Origin of the sequence: Peribacillus deserti, from assembly GCF_016909175.1 — a bacterium.
Classification (GTDB): domain Bacteria; phylum Bacillota; class Bacilli; order Bacillales; family DSM-1321; genus Paraperibacillus; species Paraperibacillus deserti.
The window spans coordinates 13,059-39,529 of the sequence record NZ_JAFBFI010000008.1 but is presented as its reverse complement, the minus strand read 5'-3'; the positions used below and the strand labels follow the sequence as shown (position 1 = coordinate 39,529).

Annotated in this window: 19 protein-coding genes; 2 read left to right on the top strand and 17 right to left on the bottom strand. The window is 42.6% G+C overall.

From position 1 onward, the window contains the following. Positions 1–64: 64 nt before the first annotated feature. From JOC77_RS10200 to pruA, 5 genes are all read right to left on the bottom strand, one after another. Positions 65–778 carry a hypothetical protein gene (locus JOC77_RS10200; protein ID WP_204542712.1) on the bottom strand — a complete coding sequence of 238 codons (714 nt, stop codon included), beginning with the start codon at positions 776–778 and terminating at the stop codon, positions 65–67. Positions 779–1,538: 760 nt separating this feature from the next. Continuing rightward, positions 1,539–2,969: an Asp-tRNA(Asn)/Glu-tRNA(Gln) amidotransferase subunit GatB gene (gene gatB, locus JOC77_RS10195; RefSeq protein WP_204542710.1), complete on the bottom strand. Its 1,431-nt coding sequence runs from the start codon at positions 2,967–2,969 to the stop codon at positions 1,539–1,541. Positions 2,970–2,984: 15 nt separating this feature from the next. Further along, entirely contained in the window at positions 2,985–4,442 is a 1,458-nt protein-coding gene (gene gatA / locus JOC77_RS10190) for an Asp-tRNA(Asn)/Glu-tRNA(Gln) amidotransferase subunit GatA (RefSeq protein WP_204542708.1), read from the bottom strand. A 12-nt stretch (positions 4,443–4,454) separates the two neighbouring features. Next, positions 4,455–4,745, bottom strand: coding sequence for an Asp-tRNA(Asn)/Glu-tRNA(Gln) amidotransferase subunit GatC (gatC, locus tag JOC77_RS10185; protein ID WP_204542706.1), 291 nt, complete (start codon positions 4,743–4,745; stop codon positions 4,455–4,457). Between the two features lie 362 nt (positions 4,746–5,107). Further along, the gene (pruA, locus tag JOC77_RS10180; protein WP_204542704.1) at positions 5,108–6,655 is read right to left on the bottom strand and encodes an L-glutamate gamma-semialdehyde dehydrogenase; all 1,548 of its coding nucleotides are present in this window, start codon (positions 6,653–6,655) and stop codon (positions 5,108–5,110) included. Positions 6,656–7,347: 692 nt separating this feature from the next. On the opposite strand from pruA, the gene JOC77_RS10175 reads away from it, so the two are divergent. Then, positions 7,348–7,590 carry a hypothetical protein gene (locus JOC77_RS10175; protein ID WP_204542702.1) on the top strand — a complete coding sequence of 81 codons (243 nt, stop codon included), beginning with the start codon at positions 7,348–7,350 and terminating at the stop codon, positions 7,588–7,590. A gap of 18 nt (positions 7,591–7,608) precedes the next feature. Here the strand turns inward: JOC77_RS10175 and JOC77_RS10170 are convergent, their stop codons facing one another. From JOC77_RS10170 to JOC77_RS10140, 7 genes are all read right to left on the bottom strand, one after another. Next, on the bottom strand, positions 7,609–8,781 hold the full coding sequence (locus tag JOC77_RS10170; protein ID WP_204542700.1) for a CamS family sex pheromone protein: 1,173 nt from the start codon (positions 8,779–8,781) through the stop codon (positions 7,609–7,611). 12 nt (positions 8,782–8,793) lie between these two features. Continuing rightward, positions 8,794–10,800, bottom strand: coding sequence for an NAD-dependent DNA ligase LigA (gene ligA, locus JOC77_RS10165; RefSeq protein ID WP_204542697.1), 2,007 nt, complete (start codon positions 10,798–10,800; stop codon positions 8,794–8,796). Positions 10,801–10,826: 26 nt separating this feature from the next. Next, positions 10,827–13,040, bottom strand: a complete 2,214-nt coding sequence (gene pcrA, locus JOC77_RS10160) for a DNA helicase PcrA (RefSeq protein ID WP_204542695.1) — start codon at positions 13,038–13,040, stop codon at positions 10,827–10,829. A gap of 64 nt (positions 13,041–13,104) precedes the next feature. Beyond that, positions 13,105–13,797: a heptaprenylglyceryl phosphate synthase gene (gene pcrB, locus JOC77_RS10155; RefSeq protein ID WP_204542693.1), complete on the bottom strand. Its 693-nt coding sequence runs from the start codon at positions 13,795–13,797 to the stop codon at positions 13,105–13,107. 605 nt (positions 13,798–14,402) lie between these two features. Beyond that, positions 14,403–14,702 (bottom strand): YerC/YecD family TrpR-related protein, encoded by a 300-nt coding sequence (locus JOC77_RS10150; RefSeq protein ID WP_204542691.1) that lies wholly within the window; start codon positions 14,700–14,702, stop codon positions 14,403–14,405. A 34-nt stretch (positions 14,703–14,736) separates the two neighbouring features. Then, complete coding sequence (locus tag JOC77_RS10145) at positions 14,737–15,756, bottom strand: DUF3048 domain-containing protein (protein ID WP_204542689.1); 1,020 nt, start codon at positions 15,754–15,756, stop codon at positions 14,737–14,739. Positions 15,757–15,805: 49 nt separating this feature from the next. Then, complete coding sequence (locus JOC77_RS10140; protein WP_204542687.1) at positions 15,806–17,548, bottom strand: adenine deaminase C-terminal domain-containing protein; 1,743 nt, start codon at positions 17,546–17,548, stop codon at positions 15,806–15,808. Between the two features lie 149 nt (positions 17,549–17,697). Between JOC77_RS10140 and JOC77_RS10135 the strand changes: the two genes are divergently transcribed. Continuing rightward, positions 17,698–17,940, top strand: a complete 243-nt coding sequence (locus JOC77_RS10135; protein ID WP_204542685.1) for a YgaP family membrane protein — start codon at positions 17,698–17,700, stop codon at positions 17,938–17,940. A gap of 286 nt (positions 17,941–18,226) precedes the next feature. On the opposite strand, the gene JOC77_RS10130 is transcribed toward JOC77_RS10135, so the two are convergent. The 5 genes from JOC77_RS10130 to purM form a co-directional block, all read right to left on the bottom strand. Then, positions 18,227–21,817 carry a lamin tail domain-containing metallophosphoesterase family protein gene (locus JOC77_RS10130; protein ID WP_204542683.1) on the bottom strand — a complete coding sequence of 1,197 codons (3,591 nt, stop codon included), beginning with the start codon at positions 21,815–21,817 and terminating at the stop codon, positions 18,227–18,229. 172 nt (positions 21,818–21,989) lie between these two features. Continuing rightward, the gene (gene purD / locus JOC77_RS10125) at positions 21,990–23,267 is read right to left on the bottom strand and encodes a phosphoribosylamine--glycine ligase (RefSeq protein WP_204542682.1); all 1,278 of its coding nucleotides are present in this window, start codon (positions 23,265–23,267) and stop codon (positions 21,990–21,992) included. Between the two features lie 16 nt (positions 23,268–23,283). Beyond that, positions 23,284–24,819 (bottom strand): bifunctional phosphoribosylaminoimidazolecarboxamide formyltransferase/IMP cyclohydrolase, encoded by a 1,536-nt coding sequence (gene purH / locus JOC77_RS10120; RefSeq protein WP_204542680.1) that lies wholly within the window; start codon positions 24,817–24,819, stop codon positions 23,284–23,286. After that, positions 24,801–25,406 (bottom strand): phosphoribosylglycinamide formyltransferase, encoded by a 606-nt coding sequence (purN, locus tag JOC77_RS10115; RefSeq protein WP_204542678.1) that lies wholly within the window; start codon positions 25,404–25,406, stop codon positions 24,801–24,803. The genes purH and purN overlap by 19 nt, the downstream gene beginning before the upstream one ends. Then, positions 25,403–26,440 (bottom strand): phosphoribosylformylglycinamidine cyclo-ligase, encoded by a 1,038-nt coding sequence (gene purM, locus JOC77_RS10110; protein ID WP_204542676.1) that lies wholly within the window; start codon positions 26,438–26,440, stop codon positions 25,403–25,405. Before purM ends, purN begins: the two co-directional genes overlap by 4 nt. Positions 26,441–26,471: the final 31 nt, after the last annotated feature.

Sequence of the window (26,471 nt, the reverse complement as noted above, 5' to 3'; positions counted from 1 at the left end):
CAGAAATAATTTTTGATGTACTAAAAGAACTATACCTCTGAATAGAAAAGCTATATTCCGCCTCCTATTCTATCCTTCCAAAATTCTTTAATGTTTTTAGCATCCTCACGGTTAAATGACCTTTCCAATCTATTTCTGCCATTTTCCATTCTTCATCATATTGTCCAAACCAAGACCAATTAGGATTCCAAGATCCTTCTTCACTTAATGAAGTGATTTCGTAATCAAGCTGCAGTGGAAGCTCTTCCTTAAACAAATCAGCATAAACTGAATCAGGTGAACTGACAATTTGTAAAGGCTTGAGACCGTACCCCTGCCAGGCATTTTCGTCAAGGCCTGTTATTTCACGGGCTGATTTTCTTAACTTTTTTACTGCGGCCTCCTTTTGCTGTCCCTGAAGCGTTTCGGAAAGCCGCAGGCAGCATAAGAAATCATGCATCTCCATCTTAGTCGGCAGCTCCTGCAAATCCTTCAATGCTAATTCTGTAATAAAATTTAAGAAAGGGTTCGGAACCAATTCCGAATATTCTCGGAGGTACCCGGTAATCTCGGCATTAGGATTTGCCCAAGAAGCATGTACACCGCAGTGTCCTTTCTCCACATCAAAGTTCCACCAGGGGGCATGCGGAACAAGGTTTACCGCTTCAGGTACTGCCGGCCAAACATTTTTCTCATAATCAAAGCTGTTCAGCAAATATGTAATCGCTCTTTGAATCAAAGGGTGCTCTGAAGACAGTTTTAACTCCTTTGCATATTGCAGACCAACTGTTGTCGCCATAGGAGAGGAAACATCCAGACGGAAATCTGGTTCAATAGAATGTCCGAACCCGCCATCCTCATTTTGATAAGCTTCTAACTCCTTGATTACATGTTCTGCACTGCCTCTTTCAAAATAGTATTAAATAAGCTCGCATCGAGCGGCCGGGCATTAGCTTTGATGAAGCTTGCGGATTTTTCAAATTTATTACGGGTCAGCATTTCCATAACAATTATTGCTCCTTTACTTTTTATATCTCCTTAAATCAATTCGCCGGAAATCTTTCTGACCCTTTTTAATTGGATAAATAAAGCGGTTAACTGCGAATTTCCATCAGGTTAAACTATTGCCTAATACCATGGGGTTAGCTATATGAGAGGTTCTGAAAGATTTATGAGTTGTTCCAGAAAAAATATGAGCGGTCGTTTTTAATAAATGAGCCATTATCGAAAGAATATGCGCCTAAGTCAGAACGGAGCATATATATGAGCAAATACGGGAGCCTGTGCTTTACTTTGAGAAAATATGCGCGCTGGTTTCACTGCTGAAGCCCCATATAGTAACCATGCCAGCTATATGAGCAGTTTTGAAAGAATTATTAGCTGTTCTTTTTTAGAAATAATATGAGCGGTCGTTTCAAATAAATGAGTCATTATCGAAAAAATATGCGCCTAAGTCAGGCCAGAGCAAATATATGATCGGACACAGGATGCCGCTGCACTCTGAACAACAATGCAAAAAAAGGCACCCCAATCAAAAATAGTTTGGAATGCCTTCTTTCTTATCTTTTTTGAATTTCTTCAACAAGCAATTTGTTAACGAGAGGAGGATTTGCCTGCCCCTTTGTTGCTTTCATGATCTGGCCTACCAGGAAGCCAATTGCTTTTTGCTTTCCATTCTTAAAGTCCTCAATAGATTGAGGATTGTTATCTAGTGATTCATTTATTATTTGGCGAAGGGTTCCTTCATCAGAAATCTGGACCAGCCCTTTTGCTTTAACAATTTCCTCAGCATTTCCGCCCTCTTCAATCAAATCTTTAAAAACCTGCTTCGCAATTTTTGAAGAAATGGTTCCATTTTCAATCAATCTGATTAATCCAGCCAGGCTTTCTGGAGTAAGAGCTGTATCATGAAGCTCTTTTCCTTCTGCGTTCAGGTAAGCGGAAACTTCACCCATAATCCAGTTGGACGCCTGTTTTGGATCGGCTCCAGCTGCCACAGCGGCCTCAAAAAAGTCGGCCATTTCTTTTGTTACTGTAAGAACGGCTGCATCATAGGCAGGAAGGCCAAACTCTTCTGTGTACCGCTTTTTACGCTCATCGGGAAGTTCTGGAATCTCAGCGCGGATGCGTGCTTTCCAGTCCTCATCAATTACAACAGGTACTAAGTCCGGTTCAGGGAAGTAGCGGTAATCATCGGAACCTTCCTTAACGCGCATCAGCAATGTTTTGCCTGTGGCTTCATCAAACCGGCGTGTTTCCTGATCAATCACACCGCCAGCCAACAGTACCTCTGCCTGGCGCTTTTCTTCAAACTCCAGCCCCTTTTTTACAAAGTTAAAGGAGTTTAAGTTTTTAAGCTCCGTTTTCGTCCCAAACTCTTTCTGCCCAGCCGGCTTTAGAGAAATATTGGCGTCACAGCGAAGGGAACCCTCTTCCATTTTGCAGTCAGAAACACCTGTATATTGAATAATTGATTTTAGCTTTTCAAGGTATGCATAGGCTTCCTCAGGAGAAGATATATCCGGCTCTGATACGATTTCTACAAGCGGGGTTCCCTGGCGGTTGTAATCCACAAGAGAATAGCCGTCTCCAGTATGAGTCAGCTTGCCGGCATCTTCCTCCATATGAATCCTAGTGATGCCGATTTTCTTCTTGGTGCCGTTTACTTCAATTTCAATCCAGCCATTTTCCCCAATCGGTTTATCGAATTGAGAAATTTGATAAGCTTTCGGATTGTCGGGGTAAAAATAATTCTTACGGTCAAATTTCGTGTACTCGGCCACTTCGCAGTTAAGCGCCATAGCCGCTTTCATCGCATATTCTACCGCTTTTTTATTTAATACTGGCAGAACCCCGGGATAACCGAGATCAATGACACTAGTATTTGTATTTGGCTCCGCACCGAAATGGTTCGGGCTTGCAGAAAAAATCTTAGAATTTGTTTTAAGTTCAACATGTACCTCTAACCCAATTACTGTATCAAAACTCATCTTCACTCTCACCCCTTACATATCTGGTTTTTCTTTATGAAATGATGTTGCCTGCTCAAATGCATGTGCAACGCGATAGACTGTGCTTTCATCAAAGTGCCTTCCAATGATCTGCAAGCCTAATGGAAGTCCGCCTGCAAATCCGCATGGAACAGAAATTCCCGGGACACCTGCAAGGTTAACAGGAATAGTCAAAATATCATTAGCATACATGGTTAAAGGATCTGTCGTTTTTTCACCTAGTTTAAAGGCTGGAGTAGGTGCTGTCGGTCCGATAATCACATCAAATTTCTCAAAGACATCTTCAAAGTCCTTCTTAATCAAGGTACGGACCTGCTGAGCCTTTTTATAATAAGCATCGTAATACCCCGAACTTAAGGCGAAAGTACCAAGCATGATGCGCCGTTTCACTTCATCCCCGAACCCTTCAGCCCGGGTATTTTTATACATTTCTATTAAATTCTTAGCGTTGTCTGTACGATAGCCATAGCGTACCCCGTCGAAACGTGCAAGGTTTGCTGAGGCTTCTGATGAAGATAGTAAATAGTAGGCAGAAAGAGCGTATTTTGAATGAGGGAGAGACACTTCTTCCCATGTAGCTCCCAGCTTTTCCAGAACCTTTAGGGCTTCTAGGACAGAATCCCTGGATTCCGGGCTTACACCTTCACCAATATATTCCTTAGGCACCCCGATTTTAAGGCCTTTGATATCACCAGTTAAGCTCTCCGTATATTTAGGAACCGGCACATTCGCTGAAGTTGAGTCCATCGGATCTAATCCTGCCAATGTCTCCAATAGAAAAGCGTTATCTTCCACCGTACGGGTAATAGGGCCAATCTGCTCAAGTGAAGAAGCAAACGCCACTAATCCAAAACGCGAAACACGGCCATATGTAGGTTTTAATCCTACTACTCCGCAAAATGCAGCTGGCTGGCGTATGGAACCGCCTGTATCCGATCCAAGAGAGAAAAGCACTTCACCGGCCGCCACCGCCGCAGCCGATCCTCCAGAAGATCCGCCTGGCACATACTCCAGATTCCATGGATTCAGTGTCTTTTGAAAGGCAGAGTTCTCATTAGAAGAACCCATTCCGAATTCATCCATATTTAGTTTTCCGATCGTAATGGTTCCTGCATTATGTAAGTTCTGAATAGCAGTCGCATCATAAACTGGATCAAATTTCTCTAAAATTCTGCTGCCGCAAGTGGTTCGCAGATTCTTAGTCACAATATTATCTTTAATCCCTATTGGCATTCCAAATAAAGCACCCAATTCCTCGCCGCTTGTTAGTTTATCATCAAGACTGGCAGCCTGAGTGCGGGCATTTTCTTCATTTAGTGTTAAAAACGCCTTAATTTTATCATCAACCTGGTTAATTCTTTTGTAAGACTCATCTATCAGATCGGATACTTTAATTTCTTTTTTATGTAAAAGACCTTGCAGGTGAGATACTTTTTGGTCTAGCAATGACATGATTTCCCCTCCTTAGTCCATAATGGACGGCACCCTAATATGGCCATCCTTGCTGTCAGGTGCATTTTTTAAAACTTCCGTAATCGGCAGCCCTTTTTCTGCTTGATCTTCTCTTAGGACATTCTTAATATCCAGAACATGAGAAGTCGGCTCAACATTCTCGGTATTCAGCTCATTTAATTCCTCTGCAAAGGCAATGATTGCATCAAGTTCTTTTGTAAGTGTTTCTGTTTCTTCTTCTGTTATTGCTAAACGCGCAAGATTTGCTACATGTTTTACCTGATCCTCTGAAATACGGCTCATCTCTTTCACCTCCAAAAATCGTACAAACACAATATATTGATAATATCAGACTTTTTCGCATTAAAGCAACAGCTGACCCCTTGATTCTGAAGCTATTGCACCTTAGTGCATATAAAAGAAAAAAATGGATAATGGTCCCGGAACTCATGTCGATTTCAATTAATCAAACGTTTAATTACATTCATCCTGAACGACCTGTACCTATGCCTCAGCCACTCTCTAATGCAAAAGAATTTTGTCATCTAAAAAAGCAGTTAACCGCGAATATTGTCTGGGAAATAAACCGGGAAATTGAGACTGTCCCTCATTTCCCAAAATAAAAACCCCACAGTTTGTGGGGTTTTCAGCAGTGAAGCATGCTTTTAGTATGTTTCTGACGTTGTTTTTCCTTGCATGTGCAGTGCCAGGTAATCTGGTCCGCCTGCTTTGGAATCTGTACCGGACATGTTGAATCCGCCAAACGGCTGATAACCAACGATTGCTCCTGTACAGCCGCGGTTGAAGTAAAGGTTTCCTACATGGAATTCTTCACGAGCTTTTTCCATGTTTGTTCGGTTATTAGTTATAACCGCACCTGTTAACCCATACTCTGTGTTGTTTGCAATTTCAATGGCATGGTCAAAGTCTTTGGCTTTAGCGAAAGCTACAACCGGTCCAAAAATTTCTTCCTGCATCACACGTGATTTAGGATCTACATCAGCAATAATAGTAGGCTGAACGAAGAAACCTTTTGAGTTGTCTCCTTCTCCCCCTGCTGCTAAGCGTCCTTCTTCTTTACCGATTTCAATGTATTCCATAATCTTTTTGAATGCATTATTATCAATAACCGGACCCATGAAGTTGCTTGGATCCACTGGGTTTCCGATGGTTAAGTCTTTTGTAAGCTCTATAGCACGCTGCAGCACTTGATCGTATACATCTTCTACGATAACTGCGCGGGAACATGCAGAGCATTTTTGACCGGAGAAACCGAATGCAGATTTCACGATTGATTGAGCAGCAAGCTCTAAATCAGCCTCTTTATCTACCACAATCGTATCTTTACCGCCCATTTCAGCGATAACACGCTTCAGCCAGATTTGGCCTTCGTTTACTTTAGAAGCGCGCTCATAGATGCGGACACCTACATCACGGGATCCTGTAAATGAGATGAAACGAGTACGAGGATGGTCAACCAGGTAATCCCCAACTTCAGCACCGTTTCCAGGTACATAGTTCAGAACGCCATTTGGCAGTCCTGCTTCTTCCATTACTTCAACAAATTTTGCTGCCACAACTGGTGTAGTAGAAGCTGGTTTTAATAGAACGGTGTTACCGGTTACAATCGCAGCTACAGCAGTACCAGCCATGATCGCAAACGGGAAGTTCCATGGAGAAATAATGATGCCGATTCCAAGAGGAATGTAGTTGAAGCGGTTATATTCACCAGGACGGCTTTGTACTGGAATACCATCTTTTAACTTCAGCATTTGACGGGCATAAAACTCTAAGAAGTCGATCGCTTCAGCTGTATCAGCATCTGCTTCGTTCCAAGGCTTTCCTGCTTCTTTTGTTAAAAGGGCAGAAAACTCATCCTTACGGCGGCGGATAATCGCTGCTGCACGGAATAAAACGTCTGCTCTTACTTCTGGCTTAGTCTTTTTCCAGGTTTTGAATGCTTCATCTGCAGCCTGCATTGCCTTTTCAGCTAGCTCACGATCCGCTTTAGATACACGTCCGATCACTTCTTCTTTATCAGCTGGGTTTACAGATACAATTTTATCATCAGTGGAAATGCGCTCTCCGCCGATAATCAAATCATAATCTTTGCCAAGGTAGCCTTCTACCTTGTTTAAACCTTGAAGATAAGACTCTTTATTTGATTCTACGGAAAAATCCGTAAACGGTTCATGCTTGTAAGGTTGTACCATCCCCATCGCTCCCTCTATAAAAATTAATCAACATACCTATTCTAACCGATAAATTCTAAGTCTTCAATTATGTTATTCTATTTGGAATTACATTCTAGTTAACATTCAAAAAAATTATACTAATCTATTAATTTTTATTCAGCTGGTATATTATCAAATCAGGAAACGCTTGCATAAATACACTTTCACTTGTAGTCTTCCTTTTAAAAAATTATTCTTTGTTTATATTTTTACTCTTTGCTCTATTAAACGTGCCTGTTGATTGCAGCTAGCAGGCACTCGCTTTTCCGCAGGGCGGTCCGGGAGCCTCCTCCGCGTTTACGAATGCGGGGTCTCCCTTAATAGAAAAGCAGAAAGCGGTGCCTGCCAACACATAACTAGTTCTAGCTGAATGATGAAGTAATAATTAGTAAGCAACAAAGCAGATAAAGCAGGCAGATTCCCGATAAAGTAGACTTTCTGATTGGCGAGCGTAACGAAGACAGAAGCTTAGTCGCACTTATGCCCCAGCCAAGCATAAGACGAGCTGGCCATGAGAAGCGGTTTTCTTCTTATGGACTGTTTGGCTTATGACTCGATGGTCTCTGCTTGGAGCTGGAGCTAGAAAAGCGGAGGACGGTGCTTTTCCACGTGTTCCATTCAAGCTTTTTTTGAACAAAAATTTTAGAGAGAGCAGAACCTGATAAAGAAGAATGCTGATTGGCGAGGATATTAAGCCGGGCGGCATCGAAAGGCCAGGGCTGCCTTTTGATGGCGATTGGTTAATGACCGAGGGTGTCAGTCCGGAGCCGGGCGAAGTCCGCATATCCCGCATGAGTCTCGCAATCCGTTACAATCAACATAGTGCAATAATCAACAATGAAACTTCACATAGCTTTAGTTTTAATCAGCACTACACCATTCTAAAAAACAGCAGAAAAAAACCCTTTCCGTAAAAACGAAAAGGGCTCACATTATTCATAAATATGAACAAAAGGTTCACTAGTTTCAGGCTTCCTCACTATAAGAGCTTCAGGGCCGTTCACTGATGTTATATTTACTTCCACAGTTACATATTCGGGAAAATGCTGCATAACCAGACCGGTTACATATTGGGTAAACCCGATGGCTTCCGCTTTTCCATAAAATTGAATCGGAATCTTGATACTCAAATCCTGCAGCTGATCACCTGAATAAAAGGCACGGCCGATTACTCCGTTAAAGTTAGGAAAATATTCCTCAACATCCTGTTTGAAATTCAAGAAAGAATTAACATCCTCTCTATGTTTTTCATCTGTCTTTGGAGGAGGGAACAATTCATACTTTTCATTAATATTTTCCCATTTCCCGAGATTATTTTCTCCTTCACCCACCGCTGTATAAGCGAGGAAACTCCCAGGCACAGCCGATGTCTTTGGAGCCTGCTCAAATAATGCAATCGTAATAGGTACCTGCTTCAATTCAGATTTCTTTCTCAGGCGCTGGAGTACTTCCTGAGCAATCCTTTTTCCTTCAGCCATCAGTTCACTCTTTGGAATTTGAGTCTCATAATCTGCTCCAAAGTCCTCTTTTTTATAATAGTGTACTGAGTTAAGTGCGAGACCGATAACCACGCCGCCGAGGCCGACTGTGTTTTTGTCAGATTTGATTAAATAATCATGTTCTAAGATGTGAGCCAGATACAATGGATTTTCCTGCTGCCTTTTATCCATATTTCCTTTTTCAGGGTCTAATGGGTTGAGGCCGATATTTTCTTCTTCCTTCAACCCTTCTGCTTTAAGCTGGCTCTTAGTGAACTTTCGGTTCAGCCATAGCGAAACCGTTTTTTTATCAAGGAACTGTCCTTCCTTAAATAAATATTTATCTGGATCAAAGGTATGCTGGGCAACCCTCATCAATCCTGTTTCAAACTCGTTTATATCGTAGCGTGTGTTTAGGTTTGCTACGACGAGCCCTCTTGCTTCCCCCGGCTCAAATGGAAGGGTTGTACGATAATATTTTTCCGAAATTTTATATTTCGGGATAATCGCTTTTTCCTTCTTAGCCTCCGAATTTTGGATAACTTCCTCCTGCTTATCAAACTTAGGCGCGCACGCCGTTAATAGTAAGAGAAGCGCCAACCCGATAAAGGATATTTTCTTCTTCATCGTTTACACCTCTTATTTTTTTAATTCTTGCAGCATTCTCTCCTCGTTCCAGACTTCGATGCCTAATCCCTCAGCTTTTGCCAATTTAGACCCTGCATCTTCTCCTGCAATGACTAGATCTGTCTTTTTACTCACACTGCCTGCTACATTTCCTCCGAGAGCCTCTATTTGATCCTTGGCTTCGTTCCGTGACAGCTGTTCAAGTTTTCCGGTTAAAACAATCGTTTTTCCAGCAAAGAAGGAATCGGACTCTGCTGCTGACACAGGTTTCGGCCCTTTATATTCCATGTTTACTCCAGCAGCTTTTAGTTCATTGATCAGTTCCCCTGCCTCTTCCATCTCAAAGTAAGTGACAATGGAATCTGCCATTTTGCCTCCGACTTCATTTATGGAAGTGAGCTCCTCATCTTTGGCAATCATCAGGGCATCCATACTGCCAAAATGCTGGGCCAGTGTTTTAGCCGCTTTAGCGCCGACATGTCTGATTCCCAGTCCAAAAAGCAGTTTCTCAAGCGAATTGCTTTTTGAGCCTTCGATCGCCTTTAGCAGATTCGATATAGACTTCTCACCCATGCGTTCCATGCCTATCAGCTGTTCATGAGTCAGCTTATAAATGTCTGCCACATCATGTACCAATTTTTCATGAAACAGCTGGCTGATCACTTTTTCACCGAGGCCTTCTATATTCATGGCATTTCGGGACACAAAGTGAATCAGCCCTTCTCTTATCTGGGCAGGGCATTTTGGATTAATGCATCTTAGTGCAACTTCTCCTTCAAGCCTTACAAGGTCGCTGCCGCACTCAGGGCAATGAGTGGGCATGTTAAATTCAATCTCTTGGCCTGTCCGTTTTTCCGGCAGTACATTTACAATTTCCGGAATGATATCTCCTGCTTTTTTTACGACTACATGGTCACCTAATTTAATATCCTTCGCGCGAATTAAATCTTCATTATGAAGAGTCGCTCTCTGCACAGTTGTTCCAGCCACACGGACTGGTTCCAGAATCGCCGTCGGTGTAATAGCCCCGGTTCTTCCTACAGTAAGCATAATATCTTTTAAAATAGTGACTACTTCTTCTGCCGGGAATTTATAGGCTATAGCCCAGCGGGGACTTTTTGCTGTAGTGCCCAGCCTTTCCTGCTGAAGAAGAGAGTCCACTTTTACTACAATGCCGTCTATATCATATGGAAGGTTGGGGCGCCTTTCCACCCATCCCTCCACATAAGCAATCACTTCTTCGATATCAGCACATCTTTTTCTTTCTTTATTCGTTTTAAAGCCAAGAGTATCCAGCAGGTCAAGTCCCTCGCTATGCGACTCAACACCCGTTTCCCCTAAGTCAGCAATGGCATAAAGGAAGATATCTAGATTTCTGGAAGCTGCTATTTTCGGATCAAGCTGACGCAGGGAACCGGCCGCTGCATTTCGCGGATTTGCAAAAGGTTCTTCGCTGCGTTCTTCTTTCACTTTGTTCAATGCTTCAAACGAGCGCTTCGGCATGAAAGCCTCGCCTCTAACCTCCATCGTGAAAGGCTCTTTAATCCTTAGCGGAATAGATTTGATGGTTCTTAGATTAGAGGTAATATCCTCGCCGATCGTTCCATCCCCGCGTGTGGCACCCTTGACAAATAATCCATCTTCATACCTGAGGGATACAGCCAGTCCATCTATCTTCAATTCACATACATAGGTAAATTGATCACCTACAGCCTGCCGGACTTTTCTGTCAAAATCCCGGAGGTCGCTTTCGTTAAAAGCATTGCCAAGGCTGAGCATCGGTGACCGGTGCTCTACCTTCTCAAACATGTCTAAAATGGCGCCGCCTACTCTGACCGTAGGTGAATCAGGAGTTCTGTATTCCGGGTACTGCTCCTCAAGCTGAATCAGCTCACGGATGAGACGGTCGTATTCCGCATCCGGCACAGAAGGCTTGTCCAGCACATGGTACTCATAATTATATTGATTAATAATAGTCTGCAGCTCACGAATCTGTTTTTCGGCATCCAATCGTTCCATACGTTCAGCCCTTTCCTTAAATAGAGCTAGCCCTTTGTAATCGGGGCAAATTTAGCAAGCAGTCTTTTGATTCCTGTTGGGCTAGGGAATGCTATATCAAGCTCTTTCCCTTCTCCTTCTCCTTTGACACTGACCACAGTTCCTGTTCCCCAAACCTTGTGGAGAGCCTTATCGCCTACATTCCATCCAATCTCGTCTCCGCCTGTAGTCGTCTGCTTCATCGTTACGGTCCTTGCAGCAGCCGGACGGCGTCTTGTATCCTGAGGGGAAGACTTAAACCCAGATTGTTTTGGTTTTGGCATTAAGTCTTCAAGGAGGTCCTCCGGTATTTCAGAAATGAATCTGGAAACAGGATTCATATTCGTCCGCCCAAACAAAGTCCTCATCTGGGCATTTGTCATAAACAAATCTACTTCCGCTCTTGTAATACCAACATAAGCGAGCCGGCGCTCCTCTTCCATTTCATCCTCTTCCATAAGGGAGCGGCTGTGAGGGAATACCCCTTCCTCCATGCCTATTAAAAATACTACCGGGAATTCAAGTCCTTTTGCTGAATGAAGGGTCATCAAGACTACAGAGTCCTGAGGTGTCTCATCCTCACCAAGGGAATCTATGTCTGCAACCAATGCAAGATCTGTTAAAAAAGCCACCAGGCTTTTATCATCATTATTCTCTTCAAAACTTTTCGTAACAGATAAAAACTCGTCGATATTCTCAAGTCTGCTCTGTGATTCAATCGTTTTTTCTATCTGAAGCATTTCGCGGTAGCCCGTTTTGTCTAACACCTGTTCAACCAGCTCAGTTACCGACAAGTATTCCTGCATTTGGGAATATCCATTTATTAAATCCCTAAATTCAGCGGCCGCTTTCATAATTTTAGGAGATACACCAATCAATTCAACTGAATCAAGCGCCTGCATGATAGATGAATCATTCATGGCAGCAAAATCAGCAATTCTATCAAGAGATGTGGCGCCAATTCCCCTCTTTGGAACATTGATAACCCGGCGAAGGCTGATATCATCATCCGGATTAGAAATTAAGCGCAGATAAGCTAAAATATCCTTGATTTCTTTTCGGTCATAGAACTTGATTCCGCCTACGATTGAATATTGAATATTCGATTTCAGCAGAACTTCCTCCATTACACGTGACTGTGCATTGGTTCTGTAAAGAATGGCAATTTCGGAAAGCTTTCTGCCACCCCGCGACATTTCATTAATTTTTCCTGCAACAAACTGTGCCTCTCCCTGCTCACTGTCTGCACGGTAGTAGGAGATCTTGTTTCCTTCCAGATTTTCTGTCCACAGATTCTTCGGCTTTCGGTTTGCATTCTTTGAAATAACTTCATTGGCCGCCTTCAGGATTCTCTTTGTAGAACGATAATTTTGTTCCAGCATGATGACTTTTGCATTTGGATAATCCTTTTCAAAGCTTAAAATATTGGCGATGTCCGCACCGCGCCAGCGATAGATGGACTGATCCGAGTCTCCTACTACACAAAGATTCTTAAAACGAGCCGCCAGCGATTTTACTAGCATGTATTGTGCCCTGTTTGTATCCTGGTACTCATCCACATGTATATATTGGAATTTCCGCTGATAATACTCTAACACTTCCGGAACTCTAGTAAACAGCAATATGGTTTTCATAATAAGGTCATCAAAATCCAGTGCCTGATTTTTCCGAAGGCGCCGCTGGTATTCCTTATAAACATCTGCTACAACCTGCTCAAAAAAGCCGCCGGACATGTTTGAATATTCTTCTTCATCAATCAGCTCATTTTTTGCAGAACTAATCGATCCCAGTATGGCTCGATAATCATACTTTTTTGGATCCAGGTTTTTATCTTTTAAAATCTGCTTAATTACAGATTGCTGATCTGTCGTATCCAGGATCGTAAAGTTTCGGTTATACCCGATCCGGTCAATGTCTCTGCGCAGAATTCTTACACACATCGAGTGAAAAGTTGATATCCAGATGTCCTCTGAGGCTCCGCCAAGAATCCCCTTAATACGCTCTTTCATTTCCCGGGCAGCCTTATTGGTAAAAGTTATAGCGAGTATATTCCATGGTGCTACCTGCTTTTCTACAATTAAATAAGCGATGCGGTGTGTAAGAACCCGCGTTTTTCCGCTTCCTGCCCCTGCCATTATTAACAGAGGGCCATCCGTAGATTTTACTGCTTCCTGCTGTTCATTATTTAACCCTTTCAACAATCGGTCTGAAAGGAATTGCATATATATCCACTCCCATAATAGAACACCTGTTCCTATTATAACATGTTCTTTTTTAAATAAATATTTAAATTGAAGATTTTGCTGCCTTCACGGTTAGAAGCGCATCTTCCAAATCATCATAAACGGCATTTCCAACAACAACAACATCAGCTAATAAAGCCATCTCGCGCGCCTGTTCAGCAGTCTTAATTCCTCCGCCATAGAACAGCACTGTTTCATCAAGTCTGCTCTTTACCTTCTGTACAAGGGCAGGAGATGCATATTCCCCGCTATTCTCTAAGTAAAAGATAGGCAGATTAAACATCTTCTCTGCCATCATGGCATAAGCCATCACATCATCTTCAGTCAGATCGGCATTAGCTTCCGTTAATTTTGCAGCTTTGCAATTACTATTTAAAATACAATAACCTTCTACATGAATCTCATCCCAATCCATAATCTCACCGTATTCACGAACGGCCTGATGATGAAGATTCACAATCCAGTCAGGATTTCTGCTATTTAAAACCGTAGGTATAAAGTATAAATCAAAACCTGGCGTCACAGTGTCTACTCCTGAAACTTCCAGTACACAAGGGACCGTATATCTTCGTACGCGGGACATTAAATCAAGCACATTTTCCAGAGTAACCCCGTCGCTTCCACCGATAAGAATCGCATCCGTTCCAGATTCACAAATCCTCTCAAGCTGGTCATCAGACAGTTCCTTATAAGGATCCAGCTTAAAAACATGCTTCCACATTCGATAATCGTACATAAAAAAAGCCTCCACATTCAATATCCCATTTCTCCATTATACCATTAGAAATTTCCAATAAAAAATAGAAGCCGGGATAAAATTAAAGGTAAATTCTGAGCAGCTTCCTAAGCGAAGGCATTTTATCAATTTTATATGTACTTTACTATCGTGTTTGCATTAAGTAATTCTTAGGAACTTTGGAGGGGATTTAAACGGATGGGAGGATTAATGGAAATAATCCAGAACGGGCGGATTTTCCCACCATCTCTAATTGATCTCGCTGGAAAGGAGTTCTTGGAATGCATTTTCGTCGCCTCAATCATTTTATGTATTAATTTTAAAATAGACTTCGGGCTAACGTTTTAAGCCGGTTGATTGGATTGAAAGATGCGAAGATCCTGCTGGAGCAGCGAGACAGGTGAGACCCCGCAGTAGTCTTTGCGCCGAGGAGGCTCACCGCTCGCCCCGCAAAAAAGCGCAGCGCCTGGAACGAAAATCAACAGACCCCGGTAACAGGCCAAATAAAAAAACTGCAGGCAAGCTCGAATTTCATCGAGTTTGCCTGCAGTCTGGGATGCCGACTTTGTCGACATCCTTAAGAGTTGGCGCACAGCCGGCTCTGCTTATTTTTGTTCTTCTTTAATTCGTTCCAGGACGATTTCATAGGCATCGTTTCCATAATTAAGGCTGCGTTTTACGCGGGAAATGGTAGCAGTGCTCGCACCTGTTTCTGTTTCAATTTTATGATAGGTATTCCCTTCTCGAAGCATCCGGGCTACTTCCAGGCGCTGGGCTAATGACTGGATTTCGTTCACCGTACATAGATCGTCAAAGAATAGATAACATTCTTCTAAGGTTTCCAGTGATAGAACTGATTTAAATAGCTGATCTAGTTCTTTTCCTCTTAATTTATTTATTTGCATACATTGACTCCTTCTTGATTGCATTTCGAGTATATTAAGGCTTTACATGTATATCAGATGCAGCATCCGGAACGACATTTATCCATGTTTTCCCTGGTATCAGCCCTGCTTCCCGGCCATTGATTAAAGGAGTGATCATTCCATTCTTCATCTCCCAGGTTACTTCATTTATTTTCCCTTTTTGGAGGAGATATCCTTCTCCACCAGCCTGCAGATCAATGTCCCGTCTGCCTTTGCTGTCCGTTACCTGATGACGGGCACCGATGATAAGCAGGTTATCTATGAGTACAGGATTATTCGTCTCTTCGTCTACTGTAAGTTCGTGATCTGTATATCTTTTATATTTTTGTTTCTTGCTGTCATATTTATAATGGACATTAAAGAGTCTGGAATGATAAGAAACATCCGCTTCTGCTGCCGTTTCCCCGCCTAAGCTCTTCACCTCGTCAGCCGTTAAAAAGGTGAGAGGTGCTGGAGGAGCCTCCATATTAAAAGAGTTTTTTTCGGCACCCTTTTTGATATTTTCAAAGGAAATGTAAGAATCATGTGGAGCTTTACGGGAAGACTCCCTCTTAAATAAGGTCCCATCATACTTCAGGCCATTCAAGTGATCGATGCTGCCGCTCTCTAGGAGTTCCCTGGCTTCAGGGCTGTACCCATGAAGTATATAAAGACTGTTGAATCCTTTAGCAAGCTGCAAATAATAATCCCTGGCACTTCGTACAGGTCCTACCCGTTTCGGTTTCTCACTTTGAAAAATGGCAAGAAAGCGTGTAACCTCACCTTCCGCAAGAAGTTCATACACAATATCTGCTTTTTCCAGACCTGATTGCGGCCGGGCTTTGGGATGGTTATTCACCATAACCGCCACCGCTCTTTGATTGATGGATTTGTCTGTTCCAATTCCTGTCAACGGAAAGGTATCAGGATAATCCTGCCTTGGCTGAGCTTCCTGCTCTGTATAATCCGGCGTTTTCCCTGGTTTATCCTGACCGCTGCAGCCTGTTATAATCAAAACTGAAACTAAAGCAATACTTAGCATTTTACATTTCATGCTCGTAACTCCTTACCTCTTTACGAGGGAACCATCACACTTTTATATTTTAACGCATTATAGAAGGAAAGAGAACATTTTTATTCATCACATCATACATACCCTGCGGTGTAATGCGGATGTATGGCAGATGGGTGGAGGAAAAGAATAATAACGTATAAATTGGATCATTAAATTTATATCCTCTATCCTTCAGCATGATTTTAAGTCCATTTTCCTCTTTGATTAATTCTTCCAATGTTTTCTCAGACATGAGCCCGTTTAACAGTAACGGCATCTCATACACTATCTCGCCATGTTCGGCGATTACAATTCCGCCGCCCAGTTCCTTCATTCTATAAAAAGCCTGCAGCATATCTTCTTTATTTTTCCCAATTAATACAATATCACCTGTGTTTGAGTAAGAGCTGGCGAAACCTCCCAACCTGTTTGCAAACCCCTTGATGACAGTATTAATTCTCCACTTCCCATTTCTGTCTATCATCATTAAAAAGGATTGGTCGTGGTCTGAAGATAGCGTATCGACTGATAAATCAATAGAAACGGAATAAGGCTTTGTGATTACATCGTTTAGCATTTCAATTCCAAAAGGCATGGAAAATTGCAGATCGTCCATTGTAATGTTCCAATCCAGTTTTAAAGGACCGAACTCATGCTGAGTCCAATCAAAATTACGGCCCAGATCCACACTCCTGCCCTCTCGTTTTACCCATTTGCCTTTAGCGAGGACTGAGACGGGTGATGGGTTATGAATATCCTTTAAAAAGTTGATGTTAGCTACTCTTCCCGTTGCAATGGACCCGTGGAGGTATTCAATATTATAGTACTTTGCAACATTAATGGTTCCCATATTGTAGGCATCCACTAATGGAACACCAGCATCGATCGCAATCTTGATGAGCTTGTCAATCATGCCATCTTCATAAAAGGAAGGCGGCGAACCATCGGTGGTATAGAAGAATTTATCAAAGTTTTTAATGTCATATTCCAAGATTTCCTTTAAAAGATTAGGCAGATCCGGCCTGATTGAAGAATGCCGCAGACTTACTGTATATCCTTGCAGCAGCCGGGCCAGTACTTCCTTGCCAGTCATAGCTTCATGATCACAATCTGCACCAAAAAGCCTCATCTTGGCTAACGTTTTTTCAGAGGCACCGGGAAAGTGCCCTTCAATCTGTTTTCGCATACGCTTTGCTTCCTGAATCCAATGAAGCATCATATCATCGCCTGCCAGTAATTTTGGCCAGCCTGTCAGCTCTCCGCCTTGAAGCACCGCATCGTGCTCCAGCCATGCCTTCACATTACTGTGTGAGAAAACAGATTCTTCGTTTAAGATTTCTGTCTGAGCATCGAAACGGCACCACCAATAAAGCGTAGCCGGGAGATTACGCAGATCCTTCAACAAAGAAAATGCTTTCTTATTTTCCATCTGCAAAAAAAGCATTAAATTATCATTAATCATGGTTGAGGTCCCGCATTGCGATGCATATGCCGCAAAAGTATGGGGATTATATAATTGAAATGGATGGGCATGCGGCTCTATATAGCCAGGAACTAAATAATAATCGCTGCAGTCAATTACTTCGCAGTCTGATAAGTTTTCCGGCATCATATCCCCAACATATATGATTCGGTCGTCGTATATCCATATATTAGCTTCTATCCATTTTCTAAATGTTGGATTTAAATATCGTGCATTAGTGAGCAATGTATTAGGTGGAATTTTACCATCAAGTACAGCTACATGCTCACGCAGTTGTTTGTTCTTCCATCGATAGCGCTGTTCCAGCATGAACATTCTCCTTACAGAAAACCGTACATTCACATTAATCCTGAAAATGTAAGCGTTTTATTTTAATTAAATACTAACACATATTTTAATTTAGCACATTAAAGTTTTACTGATTTAATGTGAATTTTTTAAGAAAGGAGTCCTTAACTATGAATGTGAAACCGAATATCGGTATTGTGAATGCTTTAATACGCCTTACATGCGGATTCACTATGCTGGCGTGGTCAACTGCAAAATTGGCTAAAAAACCGAATAGAAGCAGGTATCTAATGGTCGCTATGATGTCTGCAATGAAGATTGGTGAAGGCATTGTCCGCTATTGCCCGGTAACAGATCTCATGCAGCAAAGCCAGGACATGAACCGCCAAAATAAACAGGATAACCGGGAATAAAGGAAAAGGGCAACCCATCTGCTGAATGGTTTGCCCTTTTTTACTGCTTACTATAGCGGCCCAAGATAATAGGTATAAAATAACGTCGTTCTTTGATCCCGATTGTTCTAAACAACCCGCCGGTAATTGCCCCGCTTTTTAAGTTTTTTCTCGTACTGCTCCAACCACCGTAGAATTGTCCTCTTCCTAATTACCCATAAGATTCTCGTACTTCCTCATAACCGCATTCTAACTGCATAAAAAAGACCCTGATGCCCCGGCACCAAAGATCTTTTTTCGCATAATGTTATTTTCGGGTTGAAAACTTCCAAATAGGCGATTTTGCTTTTCCGCCATACTTATCGCTTACTTCGACATACCAGTAATAATCCTCGCCGGGTTTTAGTCCCTTTACAGGGATGGCCGCTTTCCGGCTGCTTTTTACATTCTCATCTACCCCTATTTTTTCGTTCGTATAGATATTAAGGGTTAGATAGTCCGTGGCCACCTGTTTATGCATAGGAATCAATTCAACGTTTGATAGGGTAAATTCATCTGTTCCACTGTCGAAAAAGTTATAGTGATCAAGGTATGGGGAATAAGTTTTTACTCTCAATTGTTTGTTGGCCGGATCAAATTGCAGCAGCCTCATATATCCCTGTCCGCCTTCAGGCCCTCCCTGGTAATCAGCCAGCATTTCAATCACTCTTCGTACTTTTCCTTTTCCAGCAGGTATTTCTTCAATATGACGGCTCGCCCCGAAGTAATGCCCGCTTAGGACGACTTTCACATTTTCGTTTGGTTTTACCAATTGATTAAACATCAGCTGGCCTTTGGCGGTCCGCTCGCCGTTTATATCTAAATAAGCATGTGTGGCCAGGATTGCATTCCGGTCAGAATATTTTTTCAAGATTGAATTTGCCCATGTAACTGTGCCGCTGGCCGTTTCTCCGCCCCAGCCCAGGTAAAGGATGATAAAATCATGCCCGCCAAAAGAAACTAAATCATAATGATGGGCATTGTTATTCAAGTCCCCTCCGTATGAAGGCTGGCTGGCAAAACGGTTTCGGCCAAAGTATTTCCAGTAGTTTGTATAATCAATAAATATGGACCCTGAATCGTGGTTCCCAGCCGTAACACCATATGGCACCATGCCGGCATCCAGGGCAGCCATGCTTTTACTCGCGACATCCCATTGGTTTAAGTCCCATCTGAAGTCCACGATATCGCCGGTATGGATGACATAACCGGCATTGCCTTTCTCATATTGATTTTTAGCCCAATTGGTCATAATTGGGAAAATGAACGGAAAGGTGCTAGAGTAATATTGTGTATCAGACATCCACAACAAAGTAAAGTTCTGGTTTACAGCTTCCGGCAGGTCCTGAATCAATACTTGAACTCTTTGATGCTTTACATACTTATTCTTGTCTAAAGAAGCTTTTAAGGTGAAATCTTTATCTCCATATCCAAAGGTCAGGGCTTCCCATTTGTAGCGTTTGTGGTTCCAGGCATACATGGTAACACGCCTGCCGCTATAGGAATGTCCTGTCCATTCAAGTTCAACCTCGCTGACTTTAGATATATTTTCTTCAATGGGTATTTCAAATCTCTGGTATGGAAACCCTTGATTTGATTTAGTAATCAGATATTGTTTATCCATTTTGCTTAGCTTTCTTTCTTCTAAGCCTTCGATTTCTTTTTCTCCGGCGGCCTCAAGCTCAATTGGCGGCTCACGATCTGCAATATTAAAAAATCCTTTTATTTTGTTATTTTCCTTCGTGTAATCATATCTGTCAGCCCTATAAAAAATGGCTTTCACATTATCTTTAGTTGGATCATTCACTTTTACCGAGAGCCTGGTATCGAGACGAACGTCATTCGAGTCGTTCCGGGGGAAAACGGTACCCTTTATAATAGGGTCTTCATTCACCACTTTGAAGCGGAACATTATTCTGCTGACATTTCCGACAGCATCAGAAGCGGTAAAAATAACATGATGTTTCCCCTTCTTTAATTGACCGGATGAAGTAGTATAGGGAAGCTTAATCTTCTTTCCATCTAAGACCGCCTGTAATGACGACCACTTGGAAACCCAGTCCTTAGCTTCTGCATCTATCGTAAAGGTTCCTTTGTATGTATGGCCTTCGGACAAGGATTTGATGGTGATTTCCGGTGCTGTATTATCAAACTTAGGATTTGCTTCATATTGTTCCGTGCCATTTATCACTGCTTTAAAGTTGTATCGCCCATCCGTATAGTTTCTAGTATTAATAGAAGCCCTTTCTGTAAGAAACTTTTCCGGAGGAATATGGAACACAAAGCGGCGGAGGCTGGCTTTAGTCGATTGATTAGCCTGCCGCCTTGGGTTTCCATGGCCCAAAGGGTAGATTCTTTGATCTTTGTAAATTTCTTTTAATTCCTTGCCATCGCCATAATCTGCGATAACTTCCTTTGGCCTTATGATGCTGCCATCACCCAGCAGCAGCTTTACATTTTTGATTTCAAAGTTATTGAGCTGGCTTCTAACGATTGGATCATCACTAACGTAATACGTATTCCTGCTTCCAGCTCTTACAGTAAATTCATTCTTCCCTCGTTTAATGTTCTCAAGAGGGATCATAATCTCAAAGGGGCCAAAAGAGCCGTGAGTGGGTTCTAGTATTTTAATTTTACTGTTTCCGGCAAAAAGTCCGTTCTTATATCCTTCTTTAATATTATTCGCTTCAAAAACAAGAGTCGGCGGCCGGCTTAATGTGGCTTTCGTATTCAGAGGGCTGCCGTTCTTATAAAGTTTAACTTCATCCTGTGCCCTATTTTTATGGACCTCTACATGTTTCGTTCCGCTCAATATACTGTCATTTGTAAGAGACATACCCTTTTTAAAGGGTTTATATGTAGAAGGGTTTCCGACTATAACGGATAGATATCCGTCAGCTGGATATTTAATCGTATGATATCCATCTGAAACCTCCAGATAATAATCAAAAGTCGGATTAGAAGCGAATACATCAAAGCGTGAAACAACATATGAAAAGTTATTTAACTCTGTAGCTGATAAATTTGCTTCGGTAAATGATCGATCCTGATGCCGTTTATAAAATAATGTAGCTCGCTGGATAAACCGGTCATCCTCAATTTGAAAAGAAATAGGCAGATCCGTACGTTCAGGAATTTCAGTTTTGGGCTTTATCGGTGTCACCGACGGAAGCATATAATCGATAATTTTATTCACTTGTTCAGGAACCTGCCCTTTATTGATTTTCCCTGGCCCGGGAATATCCGATATCCCCCGTTTGACCATTGAAGAAGAACCATCCTTTGGATACTCATATAATAAGGAAGCCCCGTTGGGCGTGACTGAAGATAAAGCACCAGCTATATAGGAGGCTGTCACAAGTGTATTTCCAGAATCTGTTGTCACAGAAATGGTGCGGTCATGAATATTCGACATTCCGCTTGCCTCGGCACTCACTAAATTTTCTTTGCTAAGGGAAGCTCTATAATGACGGTTAAAATCCGAATGAGTAAGCTCTCCTCTTTTTTTATAGCTGTCACTATTTTTGGCCCAGATGACAACCGTTTGTTTCGGCTTGATCCGCCGGTCTTCGGTAATGTCCCACTGCTCAAAAGTTCCATCCGGCATTTGGCATTTTATATTGTAATCCTTAATGTTAACGGGACGGTTAGTATTATTATATAGTTCTATAAATTCATAGCCCTCACCGCGGCTGTTTCCTTTTGATGGATTTGCAGATATTTCTGTAATTAAAATATCAGGAAAGAATAGATCAGAGCCTGGAATTCCGGGAACGGCTGTCCGGCCATAAGTGACATGGCTTTTTCCTATAACAGTCAGCGCAATCATAACGCTGAAAAGTACACATAGCTTTTTCAATGGCTGCTTCTCCCCCTTAATTCTGTCAAAGATCCCGGCTGAAGGGGGTAAATGATCCCCATGTTATATTTATGCTTTTATTAAAGCAGCTTTTTTATTCTGGATTTCTTCTTTAAAAGAAAAAAGAGCGGATCCTTAAGCTGCTGGCTCGGATCCGCTCTTTATTGGTGGTTTATACGATATGCTCTTTTAAAATCGCTTTGTTTCCAATGTCTCTCCTATAGTACAGACCGTCACACTTTATTTTCCGGACTTCTTCATAAGCTTTTTCCTGGGCTGTCTCAAGAGTAGATGCCTTTGCTGAAACCAGCAGTACTCTGCCTCCGTTTGTTATGAATTCACCCTGGTCATTAATGGTTGTTCCAGCATGAAAAACTGCCGTATCTTCGGCTTGCGTTACAGGAAGTGAAATGATATGACCCTTTTCATACTGAGCAGGATATCCTTTAGAAGCAAGAACCACACCGACCACAGCTTCTTCCTCGTGCCATTCAATTTGCAGATCGGCTCCTTTTAGCACGGCTTCCATTACATCAGCCAAATCGGATTTCAGCCTGGGAAGGACAACCTGTGTTTCCGGGTCACCAAACCGGGCATTGAATTCAATCACTTTCGGCCCTTGTTCGGTCGCCATCAGCCCTGCATATAAGATCCCTTTAAAAGGCCGCTCTTCTTTTACCATCGCTGCTGCAGCAGGAATAAGGACGGTTTGGACAGCCTCGCTGATGGTTTCTTCAGGAATCTGAGGGACTGGAGAATAGGCACCCATTCCGCCAGTATTCGGACCTTTGTCACCGTCAAATGCACGCTTGTGATCCTGGGCAATGACCATAGGATACACTTTTTCGCCATTTACAAAAGCCATTAAAGAAAACTCTTCTCCCGTTAAAAAATCTTCGATTACTACACTTGCTGATGATTCCCCAAACTTATCCTCTACAAGCATTCCGCGGAGAGCATCTTCTGCCTCCTTCATTGTTTCGGCTACGACTACGCCTTTCCCGGCTGCAAGTCCATTTGCTTTAATAACAATGGGAACGCCCTTTTTTTCGATATAAACTTTTGCTTCTTCAAAGGAAGAAAAGGTTTGATAGTCAGAAGTAGGGATATTGTACTTTTTCATTAAATCCTTGGCGAAGGATTTGCTTCCTTCAATTTCTGCGGCGCTCGAACGGGGGCCAAAAACAGTTAGCCCGGCAGCCTCAAAGTCATTTACAATCCCATTTAACAGCGGTACCTCTGGTCCTATAAAGGTTAAATCAATCTCATTCAACCGGGCGAAGGCAATCAATTCTTCATGCTCATTTTCATTGATAGGCACCAATTCCGCAGCATCCTTCATGCCCGGGTTTCCTGGAGCTGCGTACACCTTCTCGACTCTGCTGCTGTCTTTAAATTTAGCTGCGACGGCGTGTTCACGGCCGCCTTGTCCAATTATTAAAACCTTCAAGAGATCACCCCTTGTTTTAATGTTTAAAATGTCTGATGCCTGTGAAGACCATGGCAATTCCATACTCATCCGCTTTTTTAATAGAATCCTCATCACGTACCGATCCGCCTGGCTGAATGATCGCTGTAACTCCAGCTTGTGCTGCTGCTTCTACGGTATCATCCATCGGGAAAAACGCATCGGAGGCCATGGCAGCTCCGCGGGCTTTTTCTCCTGCCTGCTCCAAGGCGATTTTGGCAGAGCCGACCCGGTTCATCTGCCCTGCACCGATTCCCAGCGTCATAGTTTGATCGCTGACGACAATAGCGTTTGATTTAACATGCTTTACAGTTTTCCAGCCCAGCTTAAGAGCTTCCCATTCCTCGTCTGTCGGCTGGCGCTTTGTTGGAACTTTAATGTCTGCCTCATTCAAACCATAAGCGTCCATGTCCTGGACGAGCAGACCGCCTTCAACGGAGGTAACCTTCTTTTCGGGAGCCTTATTCCCCTCGAAGGATACTGTTAATAAGCGCAGGTTTTTCTTACTTGTTAAAATGTCTAAAGCTTCTTTAGAGAAAGATGGTGCGATGACGATTTCTAAGAAAATTTCATGAAGCTTTGCGGCTGTTTCGCGGTCCACCTCGCGGTTTAATGCAACAATGCCTCCAAATATAGAGGTAGGATCTGCCTCGAATGCTTTTTGGAAAGCCTCTGAGATGGTGCTGCCAGTCCCAACTCCGCAAGGATTCATATGTTTTACTGCAACAGCTGCCGGCGAATCAAATTCTTTCACAATTTGAAGTGAGGCATCCGCATCATTAATGTTGTTATAAGAAAGCTCCTTGCCATGAAGCTGCTCGGCATAAGCGAGTGAAAACTTTGATCCAAGCGGTTTTTTATAGAAGGCAGCTTTCTGGTGTGGATTTTCACCGTAGCGAAGCGGCTGTTTCAATTCGAATGTAACTGTGTAGCTTTCTGGATCTTCTTCTTCAGCAAGCTTAGTCATATATTCTGAAATAACTGCATCGTATGCTGCGGTATGGCGGAATACTTTAGCGGCAAGCTTTCGTCTCGTTGAGCTTTGTACCTCGCCGCCATTATTTAATTCATCGAGGATGGAATTATAATCGGAAGGATCCACAACTACTGTTACGTACTCATGGTTTTTCGCAGAGGACCGAAGCATAGTGGGTCCGCCAATATCAATATTTTCAATGGCATCCACGGCCGTAACATCCGGCTTTGATATGGTTTGTTGGAAAGGATAGAGATTAACACAAACCAGTTGAATGGGTTTGATCTGATGTTCTTCCAGCTGTTCCTGATGATCTTTTTCTCCATGCTTCGCTAGCAGTGCTCCATGTACATTGGGATGAAGTGTCTTTACCCGCCCGTCCAATATTTCCGGAAAACCGGTTACATCGCTGATTCCTATTACTTCAACACCTTGTTCCATAAGGGTCTTTTTTGTTCCGCCTGTTGAAATAATTTCAAATCCTGCTGCCTTCAGACCTTTGGCAAAGTCCACTATTCCTGTTTTATCCGAAACACTAATTAACGCTCGCTTAGACATTCCTGTAATCCCTCCATAAGTTGCTTTTGTAATAGCTCCTGCAGTACTGCTGGAAATAAGCGGTGCTCTACTTCCTGTATTCTAGCCTGCAGTGTATCCCTTGTATCGCCATTCCGAACATCGACGGCTTTTTGTGCAATAATCGGGCCCGTATCCATCCCTTCGTCTACAAAATGGACCGTTACCCCCGTTACTTTCACACCTGCTTGAAAGGCCTGGCCAATTGCATCTTTGCCTGGAAAAGATGGCAGCAGTGATGGATGAATATTAACGATCCTTTTTGAATAGGCTGATAGCAAAGTGGATCCTATTAATCTCATATATCCAGCCAGGACAATGAAATCCACCTGATATTCTTCCAATTTATCTAGAATTCTCGTTTCAAAGGCCTCTTTATTTTCATAATCCTTTGGCGAAAAAATAAAGGCTGGTATTTGTTGCTGTTTCGCCCTTTGAATAACATATGCTTTTGGATTATCACATACAAGCAGGCTGATTTCCGCATTAAGCTGCTTTACTTGTATTGCATTTGCTATCGATTCAAAGTTGCTGCCGCTTCCAGATGCAAATACCGCTATTTTTCTCATACAATCTCTCCTGTAAAGGAAACACCTTCACCTTGTACGACTTTTCCAATCACATATGCCTTTTCGCCATTGGCATTAAAAAAGTCTGCCAGATCTGCTGCTTCCTCTGCTTTAACTGAAATCACCATACCGATACCCATATTGAAAATATTAAACATTTCCTCTTCTTTTAGATTTCCTTTTTCCTGAAGAAAGGTAAAGATAGGGTTAACATCCCAGCTTCCTTTTTGTATTTCTGTTCCGAGTCCATCTGTAAGCATTCTTGGTATATTTTCAATAAATCCGCCGCCTGTAATATGGGCCATGCCTGTTATGGAATAGCTCTTTAGTGATTCGACAATTGTCTTAACGTAGATTTTAGTCGGGCGGAGGAGTTCTTCGCCTAATGTACATCCAAGTTCTTCTACATAATCCTCGAGATGTAAACTGTGATCTTGAAGCAGTATTTTACGAACAAGTGAATACCCGTTGCTGTGGATGCCGCTTGAAGATAGTCCGATCAGAATGTCACCCGCCGAAATTTCTTTTCCAGTCACAAGCTTGGACTTTTCAACTGCCCCTACAGCAAACCCTGCAAGATCATATTCTTCCTCATCGTACATTCCAGGCATTTCAGCTGTCTCGCCGCCGACCAGCGCGCAGCCAGCTTGTTCACATCCATCTGATATCCCCTTAACAATTGCCTCTATTTTCGCTGGTTCTGCTTTCCCGCAGGCAATGTAATCAAGAAAGTAGATAGGCTCTGCACCTTGTACGACAATATCATTGACACACATGGCCACACAGTCAATGCCAATCGTATCGTGTTTATCCAGCATGAAAGCAAGCATCAGTTTAGTCCCGACCCCATCGGTACCTGAAACAAGGACCGGCTCCTTTAGCTGAAGAGCAGATAAATCGAACATACCGCCAAACCCTCCCAGCCCGCTCAGCACCTCAGGCCTCATCGTTCGCTTCACATGCTTCTTCATCCGATTAACAGCCTCATACCCTGCTTCTATATCCACTCCTGCCGCTTTATATGCATTAGCCATTGAAGGACCTCCTGTTTTTCTACTAGGTTTT